This is a genomic window from Lysinibacillus sp. GW247-5R2A, from assembly GCF_059424475.1.
In genome coordinates this window covers 19,372-37,485 of sequence record NZ_JBWKZL010000001.1, presented here as the reverse complement: position 1 = coordinate 37,485, position 18,114 = coordinate 19,372, and the positions used below count along the sequence as shown (strand labels likewise).

Genomic DNA, 18,114 nt, shown 5'->3' with positions numbered 1-18,114 from the left:
GAGGCGGCTTTATGGCCACGTTAGACAAAGACTTATTAGCTATTCAAGAAATGAGAGATGCTGTTAAACATGCTAATACAGCACAAGCTGCCTATATGCAATTTTCACAGCAACAAGTAGACAGCATCGTGAAGGCTGTTGCGGATGCTGCCTTTAAGGAAGCGGATCGCTTAGCCAAAATGGCTGTGCAAGAAACAGGGATGGGTATCCCTAATCATAAAAAAATGAAAAACGAAGTTGCTTCACGCGATGTCTATGAAGATATTAAAGAATTAAAAACGGTTGGTATCGTAGGCTATGATCGTATGAAAAAAGTGGCAGAGATTGCAAGTCCTTTTGGGGTTATTGCAGGGATTGTGCCAACGACGAATCCAACATCAACAGCTATTTTTAAAACATTAATTTCTTTGAAAACGAGAAATGCCTTAGTGCTAAGTCCTCACCCATATGCTGTGAAGTGTACAAAAGAGGCGTTAGACGTTTGCCGAGTAGCTGCAGAACAAGCAGGTGCACCAGAAGGTTTACTACAATGTTTAACAATGTCTTCTATGGAGGCAACACAGCAGCTAATGAAGCATCCTGATATTCATTTGATTTTAGCAACAGGTGGCGGCGCATTAGTGAAGGCAGCGTATAGCTCAGGAAAGCCTGCTTATGGGGTAGGACCCGGGAATGTCCCAGCCTACATCGAAAAATCAGCTAATATTCAAAAGTCTGTACGTCAATTGGTGCACAGTAAATCGTTTGATAATGGCACAATTTGTGCTACAGAGCAAGCTATTATTGTAGATAAAGCAATTGCAGAGCAGGTACAAGCAGAACTAAAGAAAAACGGTGCCTATCTATTAAATGCTGAAGAAAAAGCTAAAATGGAGAAATTAATTTCACCAGTTCCTGGAAAGGTGAATCCACAAATCGTCGGCAAATCAGCAACCTGCTTAGCGGATTCTGTAGGCATCACTGTACCAGAGGATACTAAAGTACTTGTTGGCTTAGAAACGATGATTGGTAAAAATATCCCGTTTTCTCTTGAAAAATTGTCACCTATCTTTGCCCTCTATACGGTAGAAAACAGTACAGAAGCTAAGCAAGTGATGATTGACCTTTTAAATATTGGTGGACGCGGACATACATGCTCGATTCATACTGAAAATGCAGCTTTAGCAGAGCAATTTTCCGTTGAATTACCAGTATCTCGTATTGTAGTGAATACACTATCATCTATTGGTGCAGTAGGTGGCACAACTGGATTAGCACCATCCTTTACATTAGGCTGTGGTACATTTGGCGGCAATATTACGTCAGATAACATTACAGCAAGACATCTGTTAAACATTAAACGTATGGCTTATGGCATTAAGGATGTAGAAGTGCCAAAACCAGAGTTTGAAGTACAGTCCGTTGTTGAGTCGGTTGTCTCACAGGAGCCTTCTTTAGACACAACAATGGTTCAACAAATCGTTGATCAAGTATTAAAACAAATCACATTACAAAATAAATAATTTGGAGGAATGACAAATGAGTACAGCATTAGGAATGGTAGAAACAAAAGGTTTAGTAGGAGCAATCGAAGCAGGAGACGCAATGGTAAAAGCGGCAAGCGTTAATTTAGTAGGTAAAGTACATGTTGGTGGCGGTATCGTAACGGTTCTTGTTCGTGGAGATGTAGGTGCTGTAAAAGCAGCAACAGATGCAGGTGCAGCAGCAGCACAACGTGTAGGGGAACTTTTATCAGTGCATGTAATCCCACGTCCACACCATGAATTAGAAATGATTTTACCAAAAGCAGAAGCTTAATATATCAGCAATGAGAGCTGATCCAACTCAAGGACAGCTCTCCTCTTGTCATCAAGGAACAACAATCCATTTAATATAGAGGTGGCTAACGTGACAACAGCAACAAAAACATTTCCAGTGGCCATTTCGGCTCGCCATATCCATCTAAGTGAAGCGGATTTACAAGCACTTTTTGGTCCACAAGCAACGCTAACAAAGGATTTTGACTTATCACAGCCTGGACAATTTGCAGCAAAGGAGCGTGTCTCCATTGAGGGGCCGAAAGGCGTTATCCATAATGTTCGAGTACTTGGTCCAGTAAGAGCAGCTACGCAAGTGGAAGTCAGCCGAACAGATGCGATGAAACTAGGGGTAACCCCTCCGCTTAGACAGTCAGGAGATATTGACCATTCAGCAGGCATCAAAATTAGTAGCCAACATCATGAATTGACCATTGAGCAAGGAGTCATTATTGCACAGGCACATATTCATATGACTGAGGAAGACGCGAAAGTATTGGAAGTTCAAAATAATGAATTGGTTTCTGTAGAAGTAATCAGTGACCGCCCAGTTACATTCCGTGGTGTTGTTGTACGCGTTTCCAATGATTTTAGTTTGGAAATGCACATTGATACGGATGAAGCAAACGCTGGTTTTATTGAACAACAAGCACAAGGAACATTAGTAAAAGTAACATCGTAAGGAGGAGGCAAGATGCAAGAAAATTTAGTGCAAAAAATTGTAGAAGAAGTTCTGCAGCAAGTTTTAAAAAATCAATCTTCCCCTCCACATGACGGTAAAATTCCAATTGGTGTATCCGCCCGCCATGTCCACCTTGCACAAGCAGAAGTGGAACAGCTCTTTGGTGAGAATTATCAGCTTACACCAAAGTTTGAGCTTTCCCAACCTGGGCAATTTGCTGCGGAGGAAACCGTAGTCATTGCTGGTCCAAAAGGATCGATTGAGCGTGTACGTATACTGGGTCCAGCTCGTTCATTGTCACAAGTGGAAGTCAGCTGGACAGATGCCATGAAACTAGGGATAAAACCACCATTAAGAATTTCAGGTGATATACAAGGCTCTAGCCCTGTTACATTGATTGGTCCAAAGGGAAGTGTCGTGCTAAATGAAGGACTCATTGTTGCACAAGCCCATATTCATATGTCCCCAGAAGACAGTGCGAAATTCAATGTAGTAGATGGACAGTCTGTACAAATCAAGGTAGAGGGTATTCGCCCAATTATTTTATCGAATGTGGTTATCCGTGTATCAGAGCGTTATCGATTAGAGATGCATATTGATACAGATGAAGCCAATGCAGGTTTAATTCAGCAAGGAACAGTAGCAGAAATCGTTCAGCATCAAGTGAATGAGCAACCGATTTCAGTGAAAGAGCAGTCTCCAGTCGTAGCAAAGGTAGAAAAACCAGCTATTTATCATTATGACAAAAAGCTACTTTCACAACTGGAAGTGTTAGAAATAGATGCGCAAGAGATTGTCGTGCCAAGGAAAACCATTGTAACGGCGTTAGCTTATGATAAGCTGCGAGAGTTAAATAAAACGTTAACGATCCGTTCTGAGTAGCAAATTAATCTGTGTAGCATAAAGAGGGTGAAGTTCATGCAAATGGGAAGAGTGATAGGCAGTGTATGGGCAACACGTAAGGAGGAAGGGTTGAATGGTTTAAAACTACTAATCATTCAACCAATTGACTCCAATCAACAGCCGATTCGCACTGAAATTGTAGCAGCTGATCGTATCGGTGCAGGGATTGGTGATGATGTTCTCATAACAAGTGGCGGTTCATCACGCTATATTATGAAAGAAAATCCGTTACCAATCGATGCAGTTATTATAGGTATTATTGATTCTACTGAAGTGATGAGAGGTGAGGACAATGAGTAGCGCAATTGGCATGATTGAAACAAAAGGATTGGTAGGTTCTTATGAAGCAGCTGATGCGATGATTAAATCTTCTGACGTGACAATCGTCAAGCAGGAATTCGTAGATGGTGGCATTGTGACAGTGGTCGTGAAAGGTGACGTAGGTTCTGTACAAGCAGCAGTAGAAGCTGGAAAAGCGGCTGCTATGCGTGTAGGAGAATTATTAGGCGCTCACGTAATTCCAAGACCTGATGACGAGGTATTCCAAATGATTAATGGACCAGAGGCACCGAAGAAAAAGCCGGCTCCTACATCCACACGTGCTAAAAAAACAACCGAAGCAACACCAGCGACAGATAATCGAGGTGAAGCATAATGGCATTTCGTAAAAATAAAATCGCTGTGATTGGTGCCGGTCATACCGGTTCTACATTGAGTTTATTTTTAGCACAAAAGGAACTAGGCGATGTCGTGCTTGTCGATATACCCGAAGCTGAGAACCCAACTAAAGGGAAGGCATTGGATTTATTACAGACAGGTCCAATAGAAAAGTTTAATGTATCGATAAAAGGGACGAGTAATTATGAGGATATTGCTGGTGCAGATATCGTAGTCATTACTGCAGGAATCCCTCGTAAGCCAGGCATGAGCCGTGATGATTTAGTGACAACGAATGCGAAAATTATTCAACAGGTTTCAAGACAAATAAAACACTATGCTCCAAATAGTATTGTCCTCGTGTTGAGTAATCCGGTTGATGCCATGACGTATGTATGTCACAAGGAAACAGGCTTTGCTAAAAACCGTATCATTGGTCAGTCTGGTGTGTTAGATACAGCTCGCTTCAACACGTTTGTTGCACAGGAGCTACAAATTGCACCTGAAGATGTCTCTGGCTTTGTGCTAGGTGGACATGGTGATGAAATGGTACCATTAATCCGTTATTCCTATGCAGGAGGTATTCCGCTAGAAAAACTCATCCCCCAGGATAGACTCCAGCAAATCGTTGAACGTACACGTAAGGGTGGCGGTGAAATTGTCGGTTTATTAGGAAATGGTAGTGCGTATTATGCACCAGCTGCTGCATGCGCGCAAATGGTCGAAATCATTATGAAAGATCAACGGAAAATTATCCCTTCTATTGCCCTATTAGAAGGTGAATATGGGTACCAAAACCTGTATCTAGGGGTACCAACAATTTTAGGTGGCAATGGTATCGAATCTGTAATCGAATTGCACCTAACAAATGAAGAACAAGCAGCGCTTCAGCATTCTGCGGAAGCTGTTAAACAAGTAATTGCCATTTGCCAAAACATAGAGTAAGCAGACTCTACTTTCGATGAATAGAAAGAATCCCCATCTTTCTTTCGATTGTAAATGAATGGCAGCTCCTAAAAATGTTTGATTGGAAACCGAACATTACTCGAAAGCTAGTGAAAATTCTCCTAATATATATCTCTCTTTGATTAAGAGAGGACGAGCTGTAGCAAGCACATCGTTTGCTACAGTTTTTTTATTTGGTAAAAAGGGCTTTTTATGCAAATAGGTTAAAGGATGTTGACTTTGCCTTGAGGGGAAAGTGTATAACAGATATAAGACATAGATAAAAGGGAGAAGTGATGGTGTCATATCAATTGGTGAATTTTAGGAATTTTTGGTGTATCAACGAAGTGGGGGAAGATTTCTTTTCTTATGCTGCAGTTGGCGATGGCGGCAATAGAATCTGTTGTAGTCCTTCACTGAACACAGTAGATGCTATCTCTTCACTCTTTATGGTCAATGCTCCAGATAAATAGTCATTTATCAAAGCACATAATATCACAACCTATATCATAACAAACCATATCACCTCTACTATAATCAAAGGAGGAGGGATGAGGATGAATAACATCATACAGGAGATGATTGATTGGATTGAAGATCATCTCTTAGAAGGCTTTTCATTAGAATATTTAGGAAAGGATATGGGCTATTCCCCGTATTATTGTTCGTTTAAATTCCATCAAATAACGGGGATCACCATTAAAAAATATGTTTCATTACGCAAGGTATATTTGGCCTCTGAAGCATTAAAAAAGTCGGAAGAAAAAATGATCGATATTGCCTTACATTATGGCTTTTCAACACAGGAATCCTTTTCTAGAGCCTTTAAAAAGGTCTTTGGTATAAGCCCTCATGAATTCCGAAAGTCCCCACAACCTTTGCAAACATTTGTAAAAAAGAATTTAAAGGATGAAAAAGGATGGTTTACAATGGATATTTCTTCAAAACTAAAAATTGAAGCATTGCAAGAGAAAATACATGCGCAATATGATCAAGCGATATTGAATGTTTTAAATGGTCAAATGATGTACGAGGAGTTTTCGAAACAGCAATTAATGGGGAACAGTGATTATGTACCTTTTAATGAAGCCATGTGTACCAATCAAACAGTAAGCCCTATTTTTGATGAAGAATTTAACAAAATTCGTGCTGCTGGACACCAAGTAGCAGTCCAGGACTATGAGCGTATAACAGTGAATCCTTTAAAGTCATTGTGGACCAAAAACTATCAATGTATCGTTTTATGGTTTGGGGATGATATGTTTTGTCAAATGAACTTGTTAACTGTACTTGCTTTTCTGGAGCAGCAAAAATACGAAGGCAAAGTTTATTTCCATATGGTACAGGAAGCGACCTATGATGTGGATGAAATTGAGCTCGTGCTGGGAGACTATTTAAAGATTTATCAAGACGTTTTGATCCGCCATCGTATCCCAGAGGCAACGCTTTTACCAGTAATGTATCAGGGCATTCAATTATATTTTGACTATTTAAAAGAAGAAAATGATATTTCTACTTATATTAAGAAACATGTTGATCAGTCACCACAGGAATTGTTAACACAATTATTTCGTCTCTTTCCTCAATATGGGCTCGGAGATACTCAGTATTTAAAAATCATAGATAAAGTGAAAAATGAAAAATCTGAGTAAAACTACTAAACGGCCCACAATATACAAAATTTTCGAAAATATGATAAACTTATAGCACAAGGAGGATGAAAGCATGACTGTTCAACAATTTACTGACTATGTTAAGAAGATGCAGCATTATGAGGAAGCACTCAATGTAATTTATTGGGATATGAGAACGGGAGCACCTAAAAAAGGGTTAGCACAACGTTCAGAGGTAATAGGTACATTATCAGCCTCCTTATTTGATATGCAAACGAGTGAACAATTAGGTGAGCTACTATTAGCCTTAGAGGCACAAAAATCAAACCTTGATTACGTGACACTTCGTTTAGTGGAAGAAGTAAGAAAGAATTACGATCAAAATAAAAAAATTCCTGCTGAAGAGTATAAAGAATTTGTGATTTTACAATCGAAGGCGGAAACGGCTTGGGAAGAAGCAAAGGAAAGCAATAATTTTGAACTATTCCTGCCATTCTTAGAGGAAATCATTCAATGGCAAAAAAAATTCATTCAATATTGGGGCATTAAAAATGGATCTCCTTATAATACATTGCTCGATTTATATGAACCAGACATGACGACAGATGTATTAGACCAAGTATTTGGTGATTTACGCGAATCCATTGTAACGCTTGTACAAAAAATTGCTGATTCATCGAATAAACCAGACACAAGCATGTTATTTAAGCATTTTCCACGTGAAGCTCAGCGTGAACTATCACTAGAGATGCTAGCTCAGCTTGGTTACGACTTTGATGCTGGCCGTTTAGATGAAAGTGTCCATCCATTCATGATCGGCTTAAACTATGGTGACGCGCGTATTACGACTAAATATGATGAAAATGACTTCCGTTCAGCTATTTTTGGCACAATTCATGAATGTGGTCATGCGATGTATGAGCAAAATATTGATGAAAAACTTGCAGGTTTACCATTAGCCACGGGTACATCGATGGGGATTCATGAATCACAATCATTATTTTATGAAAACTTTGTTGGAAGAAATGACAAGTTCTGGGAGCGTAACTATGAGCGTCTTCAACACTTCTCATCAGCACAATTTGGTGATGTGGCATTAGCCGATTTCTTACGTGCCATCAATATGGTAGAACCGTCCTTTATTCGTATTGAAGCGGACGAATTAACGTATCCACTACATATCATGATTCGCTATGAAATTGAACGTGACTTGTTCAATGGGGATTTACAGGCGAAGGATCTGCCACAAGTTTGGAATGATAAATATGAGGAATATTTAGGCATTCGTCCTGAGACTGATGCAATGGGAGTATTACAAGACATGCATTGGTCAGGTGGCATGTTCGGTTATTTCCCATCCTATGCATTAGGAATGATCTATGCAGCGCAATGGAAGCACGCGATGGACAAGGATATTCCAAACTTTGATGAGCTACTAGAAAAGGGAGAGCTACTGCCAATTCGAGAGTGGCTAACAGACAAGGTCCACCAATATGGGGCATTGAAAAAACCATTCGAATTGCTAAAAGAAGCGACAGGGGAAGGCTTAAATGCTAAGTACCTAGCAAACTATTTACAAGAAAAATATACAAAGCTATATCAGCTATAAAAAACAAGCGATTTCTCTACAATGAGAAATCGCTTGTTTCTAAATGCTTACCACAATTGATAGCCTTTGGAGCCAGCCGGTGAATTCGAAATAATATCAAAGATTGGCACGGTGTAAGCGAATAAAATTAAGGCAACTAAAATGACAAGCCACACTTTAAAGTTTTCTAAAATAGCCGGTGTTGGACCACTAAGCTCATGTACATCCCCAATAGGGAACTCCTCTTCACCCTTAGGTGCAAACCAAGCTAATTTCACGACGATATAAATAATGATTAGGATGGCGATAAAGAGAATCGTTCCCCCCACAGCTTGTGCAATTTGATAAGGAATCCAATCATATGCCTGTGAAGCACCACCATATTCTGAGTAATCTGAACGACGAGGTGCACCGATAAGACCAGCAATATGCATAGCAGAAGACATAATAGTCATACCGACTGCCCATAAGATACCAGCGAAATTACTAAGATTGTTTAAAGCCTTTGTTAAAGTACGTCCTGTTAAATGTGGAATTAACCAGAAGGCCGCACCAAAGTATGTTAGAACAACAGCGGTTGCAATCGTTAAATGGAAATGCCCAGTCACCCAAATAGTGTTATGGATTAATTGGTTCATTTGATAGGAGGCATTGACAATACCGCCAGCACCACCAGGAATGAATGCCACCATACCGATAAATGGAACGAAGAAACGAGAATCTTTCCAAGGTAATTTTTTGAACCATCCGAACAGTCCTTTTCCACCTAATTCTCGACCACGTAATTCGAACATAGCAAACATCGAGAAGGCTGTCATTAAAGATGGAACGATTACAGCAAATGTTAAGACAACTTGAATGAACTTCCATGTACTATCAATACCAGGCTCTGTTAACTGATGGTGAATCCCAACAGGAATAGAGAAGAGTAAGAACAGCATAAACGAAAGCCTTGCTAGGGAATCGGAGAAAATTTTTCCGCCAATAACCTTTGGAATAATTACGTACCAAACCATATAAGCAGGTAATAGCCAGAAGTAAACAAGTGCATGGCCGAAATACCAGAAAAGGGTACGAGATAAGGCAACATCGACACGTTCAATTAAACCTAATGACCATGGTAACAGTTGGATTAATACAGAAGCTGCCACACCAAGTGTTGCAACGAACCACATTAAATTATTTACAACTACCATAAATGATAATAATGGGCTAGGCTGACCGCTACCTTTATTTTCTTTGCGCCATTGAGCATAGCGTAAAATTTGACCTGCGCCGCCAACCCAAGAACCAACTACGACTAGTGTAAGGCCTAAATAGAAAATCCAGTGTGCCTTTAGCGGCGCATAAAACGTATAAAGAACAGTTGCTTTATTCAATAAAACCATCGTTGCCGCAGCGGCTGTACCGATTGTCATTAACCAAAAGCCAATCCAACCAAGTCTGCGTTGACTATTAGTAAATGTACCAGAAGTACGACTGACACTGGCAATTTGGAAACCGTAAATAAAGAATGTAGTTAAAATAAGACCGAGTAATACTCCGTGTACGGTTAACACTTGGTAATAGCCAATGCCCGCTGGTAAAGTAAATTGACCAGAACGTACAAATACTTGTAATAAACCTGCAAGACCACCTAATAGCAATGCGATAAATGCCACATATATATGCGCCATTGCAAGCTTTGCATCACGACGATCTACTTTTGTCATTGAATTAGTGTGACTCATTTGAATCCACCACCTTTAGCATAGAGTGCATCATCGTATGTCCTGTACCACAATATTCGTTACATACGATTAAAAACTCGCCTACTTTGTTGACTTCTGTTACATATTCTGAAATATAACCAGGCTCAAGCATCATGTTGATATTCGTACCTGCAACCTCAAAACCGTGCATGACATCCTCGCTTGTTGCGATGAATTTTACCTTTGCACCAAGTGGTACCTCAATTTGTGGAGGATTATAATTGAATGCAGAAGCTATTACGACTACCTCATAATCCCAATCTTTGCCCTCTACCTTATGGACTCCTGGATTATCAAACGGTGCTGTCTCTTTCACTTTCTCGTAATCTAGTGTTTTTTTACCATTGTTCGGGTGGGAGCCTTGATGAAATGCTCCGATACCGAGAATGATTAGGAATACGACTAAAGTAGCAACCCCGAACACAAGCCAATACTTCTCATACTTATGTATGTGCATATGTTTCTTTCCCTTCTTCGTAGATTAAAACCGTCCAATGAACAAATCAAAGCAGTATACCCAAAGTAAAATAATGATGATACCTACTCCAAAAACTGCATAGAGTGAACCTTTTAAATTCTCATCTGACTTCTTTTTATTTGCCATTTTTGCTCCTCCTACGCTTTTTATAGTTGATGTTTCTTACAGTCATCATATATAAATCCAATGCAATTTGATGTGAAAAAAATCACACTTCTAGACGAATTGTGTGAAGAAAGTGTGAAGAATTTAGAGGAGAAAAAAAACAAGCTATCTCAAAAGTCATCGAGATAGCTTGTTTCACCGTTATATTTAGCTTTTTTTTAATAAAAATAATAGATAATAAGGAAGTCTTATCAATGTATCTAGGCGAATGGCAAATTTAAAACATATATGCTGTATGCTCCTGCATATAATGTCTTATTTGGCATAGACTTTAAACCTAGCTTTCTACTCCGCTTCTTCCTCAATTGTTAATAGAACTGTTAGGGCACCGACGCTTGGGACCGAAACTGGGAGAGCAAATGCCTTTTCAAAGCCATATAATTTTGTATTGCCCACCATCACAGTTGGCGGAGTGATGTCAATTTCTAAGCTTTCTTGCCCAACAGCTGTACATAAATTACCTGCAATCATGTTACCAAATTCCCCTGTAAAGGATTCTAGCATTTCTCCTTCAAGCGGCATACCGAACATGGTACTACCGATTCCACTGAACACTTCAGGAGAGGAGTCAATGATGACGCGACCCTTTAGATCTCCGATTAAACCAATTAATACACCCATTTGCTGCTGTTGAAAGGGTTCAGAAATAATACTAGGCGACTTTACTTCTATATCCATAGGTAGAATTGATTTTAAAGCGTGAATAGTCCCGTTTAAAATAGTTTGAAAGTACTTCGAATTACTCATCATTACCGCATCCTTTTTCCGACTTTTCTACATCTTACCATGTAAAAAGGGTAAGATGAAAGTATGTCTTGACGAATTAACAGGAAATTTATAATATATTAGTGAGAATGATTTTCAAATTCAATGAATTGGTCAGAAAGCCAAAAGAAAAACACTAGATTTATATGAAAAGGAGCGGTCAGCAATGACATTCGTATTGATTGGAGCAGCTGTAGCCATCTATATTGGAGTAGGGAAATACGTCATGAAACAGGCGACTGCCCATTTGAAATAAGAAACTATACAAGAAAAAAAACGTTAAGCATGGTCCGAGCACTTAGGACCATGCTTTTTTTTGTATTTCTCGAAAGGTAGGAAGATGTCTAGGCAGTTTACAAATATAATTAATTGTTTTCCTGAAATAATTATAATAAATAGAATTTTTATTTTTTTCTGAAAACTATTGAAATAACCTATTAATCTCTGATAAGATTTTAAAAAATGGAATCGCGTTTCATATTATGGAACGGAGGGGGAAAAATGGGATTGAATATTTTAGAAGTAAAGGAATTGAAAATAGGTATTCAGCAAAATAAAAAGGATATTTCCATTGTGAATGGGGTGTCATTTCAACTTGAAAAAGGTAAAACATTGGGGATTGTAGGGGAATCTGGTTGTGGGAAAAGTATGACATCCTTATCTCTTATGGGGCTATTGCCTTCTGGAGTTGAATGGCAAAATGGAGAGATTTACATAGATCAAAAACAAATTCATAAAAAATTGAAGAAGGAGTGGCGAAAGATTCGTGGGAAAAAAATTTCAATGATATTTCAGGAACCGATGAGCTCCCTTAATCCGGTGTATAAGGTAGGCTCCCAAATCATTGAAATGATTCATAGTCATGAAAAAATTTCAAAAAAAGAGGCACATGAGCGAGCGGTTGATATGCTTCGCCTTGTTGGTATTCCCCGTCCCGATAAAGTGGTGAATGAATATCCACACCAATTATCTGGTGGTATGAGACAACGGGTGATGATTGCGATGGCATTGGCTTGTGGACCAGAAATATTAATCGCAGACGAGCCTACTACTGCATTAGATGTAACTATTCAGGCACAAATTCTAGAGCTAATGAAAGACATACAAAAAAAACTGGACATGTCCATTATTTTAATTACCCATGATCTTGGTGTTGTGGCTGAAATCTGTGAGAAAGTGATTGTCATGTATGCGGGTGAAATAGTTGAAGAAGCAAATGTGTTGGAATTATTTGATCATCCGCTCCATCCCTATACGAAAGGGTTACTAAACTCATTGCCAGATATTGAGACAGAGCAGGAGTATCTTCCTTCTATTGAGGGTGTGGTGCCATCACCAGCCGATATGCCAGCAGGTTGTAGATTTTTCGATCGATGTGAATTTGCAACTGAAAAATGTAAACAGAAACCAGAGCTATTTACTACGTCTATTGGTAGCACGGTTAGATGCTGGTTATATGAAAAGGATGATGTGGGAGGAGGAATTGTAAATGAGCAGTCCATTGTTAGAGGTTAAACACTTGAAAAAATATTTTCCAGTGAAGGGGTCACGTTCAGGAAATTTAAAAGCCGTAGATGATGTTTCATTTTTTGTCAACGAAGGTGAGGTTTTAGGAATAGTAGGGGAATCTGGTTGTGGAAAATCCACAATGGGCAAAACACTCATTCAGCTTCTAACACCTACAGAGGGCGAAATTTTGTTGAACGGAGAAAATATAGCCACACTTAGCGCCAAGGAGGTACTTCAAAAACGTCGTGATATGCAAATCATATTTCAGGACCCTTTTTCTTCCCTTAATCCTCGTATGAAGGTTTTCAAAATAATTGAAGAACCATTAGTGAATTTTGGAATCGGTACAAAGGAAGAACGGAAACAACGTGTTTATGAGGTTGCTAAACAAGTAGGGCTTACAGAAAAGCAGCTAGAACGTTTTCCACATGAATTTTCAGGTGGCCAAAGACAGCGCATTGGAATTGCCAGGGCACTTGTATCAAATCCGAAATTGATTGTTGCAGATGAGCCCGTATCGGCGCTAGATGTATCCATTCAGTCCCAAGTGCTTAATATAATGAAAGATTTAAAAAGGGATATGAATCTTACCTATATTTTTATATCCCATGATTTAAGTGTCGTGCATCATTTTTGCGATCGTATAGCGGTGATGTATTTAGGGAAAATAGTGGAATTAGCTGACAAACATGAACTGTTTAATAATCCGAAGCATCCCTACACGAAAGCATTACTTTCTGCATTACCGAAGTCCCATCCTTCAAAGGTTAAAGATCGAATTGTCCTTAGCGGAGATGTGCCCAATCCAGCAAATCCGCCATCAGGATGCACCTTCCATACGCGGTGTCCAAGCTGTATGGAGATTTGTAAAGTGACACCCCCTAAATTGAAAAAAATTAGTGATCAACATGAAGTTTCTTGTTTACTTTATGAAGAACAAATGGAGCGATTAACATGAGCAAAACATTGGAAAAAGGGATCAATATTTTAACGTTATTCACGGAAGAAAAACCTTCTTGGCGATTAGACGAGCTAGCAATAGAAACCGATATTCCTAAACCGACCTTACATAGATTTCTAAAAACATTTACGGATTTAGGCGTATTAAAACGGCCATACGTTCAAAGTGGCGGACAGGTAGTTTTAAGTGACCATTATTTACTGGGGAATAAACTAATTGAATTAGGGGCAATAGCTGCTAATTCCATAGAGATTCGTTCGTTAGCCATTCCATATATGAAAATGTTACAACAGAAATTTGATTTGGCTGTTCAATTAGTAGTATTGGATGAAACGGACGGCCTTTATATAGAAAAAATAGAAAGTCTAAAGCCGGTTCTATTATATACAAGAGTCGGAAGAAGAGCACCACTATACGCAGGCGCTTGCTCACGTATTCTTTTATCTTTTCAATGTGAAGAGAAAATTAACGAGGTCCTTCATAAGCCTCGAAAAAAATATGCGAGCGGAACCCCTCATACGGATAATGAAATTCATGAACTAATTGAATTTGGTAAGACAAATGGCTATGCCTACAGCGTGTCGGAACTAGAAGAAGGAACTGTCTCAATAGCGGTGCCAATTTTTAATAGTGATCGAAAAGTAGAGTACTCCATTAGTATTGCTGGTATAGAATCACTACTACCACAAGAAAAAATAAAGATGTTTTTAGAGGGACTGTGGGAAACTGCTGCGTTAATTTCGGCTGAACTAGGTTATTCGATGCCATATCCTTATGGCGTATAAATAGCACAAATATAAAAGGGGATGAACAATAATGAAGAAACAAAAATGGCTAGCGCTATTACTAGTTTGCATGATGATTATTTTGTCGGCATGTAGTGGCGGTACATCGACAAAAGAGGATAGTAAAAATAGTAGCAAATCTTCTGGAGAAAACGCTGCACTCACAAGGGGGAATGAGTTAGTTGTCCGTGTAGCAGGAGATCCTCAAAACTGGGACCCGATTGATACGTTTTTACTGTCTTGGAGTACAGTAGCAACATCAGTATTTGAAGGTTTAGTAAGTCGTTCTTTAGATTTAGAAATTCAACCTGGATTAGCGGAATCTTGGGAATATAAAGATGACAAAACAATTGTCTTTCAATTACGCCAAGGCGTTACCTTCCATAATGGTGAACCATTTAATGCGGAGGCCGTTAAATTTACTTTTGATCGTCTGCTAGGGGATGAAGGTCAAAAAGGTCCTCAATATTCAAATTACACTTCCATTGAAAATGTGGAAGTAACGGGTGAATATGAAGTAACGATGCACTTAAATTCTATAGATCCAGTATTACTTACAAAACTATCAGGATATGGTGCTGTAATCGTGCCACCTAAATATATTCAAGAACAGGGAGCAGAGAATTTTGATATGAAACCTGTTGGTACAGGTCCGTTTAAAATGACAGATTATCAACGAGATAAACAAGTGGTAATTGAACGCTATGAAGATTATTGGAATAAGGATGCTATTAAACTAGATAAAGTAACCTTTAAAGTAATTCCAGAAACTGCAACAGCACTTGCAGAATTACAAACAGGCAATATTGATATTATGACACGTTTGGAAGTTTCTCAAGCTGCAACAGCAGAAGGAACTGACTTTATTGAATTAATGGAAGTGTCTACACCTACAGCCTATTCAATTCGTTTTGACACGGCGCAAAAGCCAGTTGATGATGTACGTGTTCGTCAAGCTATTAACTATGCTATCGATAAAGAAACGATTGTAAAAGAAATTTTAGGCGGCTATGGGAATCTAATAAGCTCATTCCAAAGTGATTTATCGTTTGGCTATAATAACGATTTAGAGCCATATCCATATGATCCTGAAAAGGCAAAAGAATTGCTGGCTGAAGCGAAAGTTCCTGAAGGTACTACATTAGATTTCTTTATTCCAGGCACAGATGGAACATTTAAAGAGATTGCACAAGCAGTAGCGTTTTACTTAGAGGAAGTTGGTATGAAAGTATCGATTAATAGTGTGGAAAATACGACCTTCCAATCAGAGCTAATTCCTCAAGGAAAAGCTGGCCATATGTATAAAAATGGTTGGGGCGGCTGGACGCTGGACTTTGATAATACCGCTTATTTAATGTATCACGAGGGGGAATTCTGGAACCCATCCTATAAAAATGACAAAGTCGAACAATTATTAGCAGCAGAGCGTGCCACTATTGATAATGACGAAAGACAAAAGGTCTTTAAAGAGCTTACAGAGGTACTATATGAAGATGCAACTGAAGTCAACTTATATTCTGAAGTTGAAATATACGCAGTGAATAAACGAATAAAAGGCTTCCAACCACCACATGATGGCCGCTTTAATTTTGCAGGTGTCACTGTCGAGTAAGTAAAAAATTAAGAGATAGTATGCTAGCATACTATCTCTTTCATTTCACATTAGGAGGATGGAATTATGCTTTCCTATATTCTACGACGTTTGTCGCATACCGTGCTGGTAATCATTGCGGTTTCATTAATTATATTTTTCTCCATTCGTTTGACAGGTGACCCCGTAAGTATAATGTTTGGGGCTGGTGAACCTTCACAGCAGGCAGTAGAAGAATTGACAGCCAAACTTGGTTTAGATAAACCTGTTTGGGAGCAATACTTCATATTTATGAAGGATTTAGTGACACTTGATTTTGGCACATCCTATCGCTCCAATAGCCCAGTTTTAGAGATGTTACTGGAACGAGCGTGGCCGACAATTGCACTAGCTTTAGGTGGAATGGCAGTGGCTTTGTTAATAGCTGTTCCGCTAGGTATTCTATCCGCTATTTATAAAGGAAAATCCATTGATGTATTTAGTCGTATTTTTTCTTTGTTAGGTATTTCCTTCCCTAATTTTTGGCTGGCGTTCATGCTAATTTTAATTTTTGCTGTTCAACTAAAATGGCTGCCAGTATCCGGATTTGATGGGTTTAGCTCATTAGTTTTGCCATCCGTTGCCTTAGGGCTCATCCTATCTGGTATTTTAGTTCGATTAATTCGTACGTCTATGCTGGAAGTACTTAAAATGCAATACGTCACAACTGCACGGGCGAAAGGAATAAGAGAATGGCTAGTGATCATTAAACATGCTTTCCGCAATGCCCTCTTGCCAACTGTAACATTTGTTGGTTTACAGTTTGGGGGGCTATTAGGAGGTGCAGTTATTGTTGAGCAAGTCTTTTCTTGGCCGGGGATTGGAAGGTTAATTGTTGATTCTATTAATCAGCGAGATTATCCAGTGGTCCAGGGAGGAATCATACTTTTAGCACTGATTATGATTTTGGTCAATCTAATCGTTGATTTATGCTATTCATTAATTAACCCAAAAATAAGAACTGGAAGAGGTGAGCAATAATGACTCAAATAATGGAAACAGAAGCAATCGAAATAAAAAAAGCCAATAAAATAGTAACCGTTCTTAAATTCGTGAAGAATAATCCAACGGGCATAATTGGCTTATTATTGGTTGTCACTACGATACTATGTGCAATATTTGCGCCATATATTGCTCCCTATGATCCGGGGGCGGCTAGCTTAGGACATCGGCTTGACCTACCCAAATGGCTAGATGATACTGGTAAATCCCAATACTTACTTGGAGGAGATCAGGTTGGGCGTGATTTGCTAAGTAGAATTATTTACGGAGCTCGTATATCTCTATTAGTGGGGATTTGTGGCGTAATTATTTCATTAGTGCTTGGTACATTCCTAGGAATTATTTCAGGTTACTTTGGGAAATGGATGGATGATTTAATTATGCGGCTAGCCGAAGTTCAAATGGGGTTACCGTTTATTTTATTAGCCATCGTCATCATGAGTGTTTTTGGAACAGGCATTGAAAAAATTATTATTATCCTAGGACTTACATATTGGGTTAGTTTTGCGAGATTAATTCGAGGAGAGATTTTGGCTTTAAAGGAACAAGAGTATATCCAAGCAGCAAAGGCAATTGGTGGAACACATTTCAAAATAATCATGAAGCATATACTTCCTAATGTTGCCTCCTCCATTTTAGTGTTAGCAACGATGTGTATTGCCGAGTTTATTTTATTGGAGGCCTCTTTAACATTTTTAGGGTTAGGTGTGGAGCCTACAGTACCTTCGTGGGGAGGAATGTTAGCGGATAGCCGAAATTATATGACCTCAGCTTGGTGGATATCTGTTTTCCCTGGGGTGGCCATTATGTTAACTGTTTTAGGCTTTAATTTATTGGGAGATTGGTTGCGAGATCGCTTAGATCCAAATATGAAAGTTTAGGTG

At 39.0% G+C, this 18,114-nt stretch carries 19 protein-coding genes; 15 read left to right on the top strand and 4 right to left on the bottom strand.

Annotation, left to right across the window (positions count from 1 at the left end; genetic code table 11):
• Nucleotides 1-11: 11 nt before the first annotated feature.
• From AC07YC_RS00185 to AC07YC_RS00145, 9 genes are all read left to right on the top strand, one after another.
• Nucleotides 12-1,502 (top strand): aldehyde dehydrogenase family protein, encoded by a 1,491-nt coding sequence (locus tag AC07YC_RS00185; RefSeq protein ID WP_336633979.1) that lies wholly within the window; start codon nt 12-14, stop codon nt 1,500-1,502.
• A 16-nt stretch (nt 1,503-1,518) separates the two neighbouring features.
• Nucleotides 1,519-1,797, top strand: a complete 279-nt coding sequence (locus AC07YC_RS00180) for a BMC domain-containing protein (protein WP_008176438.1) — start codon at nt 1,519-1,521, stop codon at nt 1,795-1,797.
• 90 nt (nt 1,798-1,887) lie between these two features.
• Entirely contained in the window at nt 1,888-2,478 is a 591-nt protein-coding gene (locus AC07YC_RS00175) for a phosphate propanoyltransferase (RefSeq protein ID WP_494918041.1), read from the top strand.
• Between the two features lie 12 nt (nt 2,479-2,490).
• A complete protein-coding gene (locus AC07YC_RS00170) occupies nt 2,491-3,360 on the top strand; it encodes a phosphate propanoyltransferase (protein WP_494918039.1) in 870 nt (289 codons plus the stop codon).
• Nucleotides 3,361-3,396: 36 nt separating this feature from the next.
• Nucleotides 3,397-3,681, top strand: a complete 285-nt coding sequence (locus AC07YC_RS00165) for a EutN/CcmL family microcompartment protein (protein ID WP_054611001.1) — start codon at nt 3,397-3,399, stop codon at nt 3,679-3,681.
• A complete protein-coding gene (locus AC07YC_RS00160) occupies nt 3,674-4,036 on the top strand; it encodes a BMC domain-containing protein (protein ID WP_036124869.1) in 363 nt (120 codons plus the stop codon). Before AC07YC_RS00165 ends, AC07YC_RS00160 begins: the two co-directional genes overlap by 8 nt.
• Nucleotides 4,036-4,983, top strand: a complete 948-nt coding sequence (gene mdh / locus AC07YC_RS00155) for a malate dehydrogenase (RefSeq protein ID WP_494918037.1) — start codon at nt 4,036-4,038, stop codon at nt 4,981-4,983. The genes AC07YC_RS00160 and mdh overlap by 1 nt, the downstream gene beginning before the upstream one ends.
• Before the next feature lie 557 nt (nt 4,984-5,540).
• Nucleotides 5,541-6,635: a helix-turn-helix domain-containing protein gene (locus AC07YC_RS00150; RefSeq protein WP_494918035.1), complete on the top strand. Its 1,095-nt coding sequence runs from the start codon at nt 5,541-5,543 to the stop codon at nt 6,633-6,635.
• Between the two features lie 73 nt (nt 6,636-6,708).
• Nucleotides 6,709-8,205, top strand: coding sequence for a carboxypeptidase M32 (locus tag AC07YC_RS00145; protein WP_494918033.1), 1,497 nt, complete (start codon nt 6,709-6,711; stop codon nt 8,203-8,205).
• A gap of 47 nt (nt 8,206-8,252) precedes the next feature.
• Here the strand turns inward: AC07YC_RS00145 and AC07YC_RS00140 are convergent, their stop codons facing one another.
• From AC07YC_RS00140 to AC07YC_RS00125, 4 genes are all read right to left on the bottom strand, one after another.
• Entirely contained in the window at nt 8,253-9,914 is a 1,662-nt protein-coding gene (locus AC07YC_RS00140) for a b(o/a)3-type cytochrome-c oxidase subunit 1 (protein WP_089985098.1), read from the bottom strand.
• Nucleotides 9,901-10,392, bottom strand: coding sequence for a cupredoxin domain-containing protein (locus tag AC07YC_RS00135; RefSeq protein ID WP_336633971.1), 492 nt, complete (start codon nt 10,390-10,392; stop codon nt 9,901-9,903). Before AC07YC_RS00135 ends, AC07YC_RS00140 begins: the two co-directional genes overlap by 14 nt.
• A 24-nt stretch (nt 10,393-10,416) precedes the next feature.
• Nucleotides 10,417-10,539 carry a hypothetical protein gene (locus tag AC07YC_RS00130; protein ID WP_009370491.1) on the bottom strand — a complete coding sequence of 41 codons (123 nt, stop codon included), beginning with the start codon at nt 10,537-10,539 and terminating at the stop codon, nt 10,417-10,419.
• Nucleotides 10,540-10,863: 324 nt separating this feature from the next.
• On the bottom strand, nt 10,864-11,325 hold the full coding sequence (locus tag AC07YC_RS00125; RefSeq protein ID WP_402790959.1) for a chemotaxis protein CheX: 462 nt from the start codon (nt 11,323-11,325) through the stop codon (nt 10,864-10,866).
• A 519-nt stretch (nt 11,326-11,844) separates the two neighbouring features.
• Here AC07YC_RS00125 and AC07YC_RS00120 point away from each other — a divergent pair.
• The 6 genes from AC07YC_RS00120 (at nt 11,845) to AC07YC_RS00095 (ending at nt 18,111) form a co-directional block, all read left to right on the top strand.
• Nucleotides 11,845-12,858 (top strand): ABC transporter ATP-binding protein, encoded by a 1,014-nt coding sequence (locus AC07YC_RS00120; protein WP_336633970.1) that lies wholly within the window; start codon nt 11,845-11,847, stop codon nt 12,856-12,858.
• Entirely contained in the window at nt 12,833-13,810 is a 978-nt protein-coding gene (locus AC07YC_RS00115) for an ABC transporter ATP-binding protein (protein WP_494918030.1), read from the top strand. Before AC07YC_RS00120 ends, AC07YC_RS00115 begins: the two co-directional genes overlap by 26 nt.
• Complete coding sequence (locus AC07YC_RS00110) at nt 13,807-14,598, top strand: IclR family transcriptional regulator (RefSeq protein WP_336633968.1); 792 nt, start codon at nt 13,807-13,809, stop codon at nt 14,596-14,598. Before AC07YC_RS00115 ends, AC07YC_RS00110 begins: the two co-directional genes overlap by 4 nt.
• Nucleotides 14,599-14,629: 31 nt before the next feature.
• Nucleotides 14,630-16,210, top strand: coding sequence for an ABC transporter substrate-binding protein (locus tag AC07YC_RS00105; protein WP_494918027.1), 1,581 nt, complete (start codon nt 14,630-14,632; stop codon nt 16,208-16,210).
• Nucleotides 16,211-16,276: 66 nt separating this feature from the next.
• Entirely contained in the window at nt 16,277-17,209 is a 933-nt protein-coding gene (gene nikB, locus AC07YC_RS00100) for a nickel ABC transporter permease (protein WP_036124886.1), read from the top strand.
• Entirely contained in the window at nt 17,209-18,111 is a 903-nt protein-coding gene (locus AC07YC_RS00095; protein ID WP_336633966.1) for an ABC transporter permease, read from the top strand. The genes nikB and AC07YC_RS00095 overlap by 1 nt, the downstream gene beginning before the upstream one ends.
• Nucleotides 18,112-18,114: the final 3 nt, after the last annotated feature.

Bases quoted from the DNA above. Each gene is read 5' to 3' on its own strand.
- AC07YC_RS00170 (WP_494918039.1), top strand. From the start codon at position 2,491: ATGCAAGAAAATTTAGTGCAAAAAATTGTAGAAGAAGTTCTGCAGCAA.
- AC07YC_RS00165 (WP_054611001.1), top strand. From the start codon at position 3,397: ATGCAAATGGGAAGAGTGATAGGCAGTGTATGGGCAACACGTAAGGAG.
- AC07YC_RS00130 (WP_009370491.1), bottom strand. From the start codon at position 10,539: ATGGCAAATAAAAAGAAGTCAGATGAGAATTTAAAAGGTTCACTCTAT.
- AC07YC_RS00180 (WP_008176438.1), top strand. From the start codon at position 1,519: ATGAGTACAGCATTAGGAATGGTAGAAACAAAAGGTTTAGTAGGAGCA.
- AC07YC_RS00110 (WP_336633968.1), top strand. From the start codon at position 13,807: ATGAGCAAAACATTGGAAAAAGGGATCAATATTTTAACGTTATTCACG.
- AC07YC_RS00105 (WP_494918027.1), top strand. From the start codon at position 14,630: ATGAAGAAACAAAAATGGCTAGCGCTATTACTAGTTTGCATGATGATT.
- AC07YC_RS00125 (WP_402790959.1), bottom strand. From the start codon at position 11,325: ATGAGTAATTCGAAGTACTTTCAAACTATTTTAAACGGGACTATTCAC.
- AC07YC_RS00135 (WP_336633971.1), bottom strand. From the start codon at position 10,392: ATGCACATACATAAGTATGAGAAGTATTGGCTTGTGTTCGGGGTTGCT.
- AC07YC_RS00185 (WP_336633979.1), top strand. From the start codon at position 12: ATGGCCACGTTAGACAAAGACTTATTAGCTATTCAAGAAATGAGAGAT.
- AC07YC_RS00160 (WP_036124869.1), top strand. From the start codon at position 3,674: ATGAGTAGCGCAATTGGCATGATTGAAACAAAAGGATTGGTAGGTTCT.
- AC07YC_RS00150 (WP_494918035.1), top strand. From the start codon at position 5,541: ATGAATAACATCATACAGGAGATGATTGATTGGATTGAAGATCATCTC.
- mdh (WP_494918037.1), top strand. From the start codon at position 4,036: ATGGCATTTCGTAAAAATAAAATCGCTGTGATTGGTGCCGGTCATACC.
- AC07YC_RS00095 (WP_336633966.1), top strand. From the start codon at position 17,209: ATGACTCAAATAATGGAAACAGAAGCAATCGAAATAAAAAAAGCCAAT.
- nikB (WP_036124886.1), top strand. From the start codon at position 16,277: ATGCTTTCCTATATTCTACGACGTTTGTCGCATACCGTGCTGGTAATC.
- AC07YC_RS00140 (WP_089985098.1), bottom strand. From the start codon at position 9,914: ATGAGTCACACTAATTCAATGACAAAAGTAGATCGTCGTGATGCAAAG.
- AC07YC_RS00115 (WP_494918030.1), top strand. From the start codon at position 12,833: ATGAGCAGTCCATTGTTAGAGGTTAAACACTTGAAAAAATATTTTCCA.
- AC07YC_RS00120 (WP_336633970.1), top strand. From the start codon at position 11,845: ATGGGATTGAATATTTTAGAAGTAAAGGAATTGAAAATAGGTATTCAG.
- AC07YC_RS00145 (WP_494918033.1), top strand. From the start codon at position 6,709: ATGACTGTTCAACAATTTACTGACTATGTTAAGAAGATGCAGCATTAT.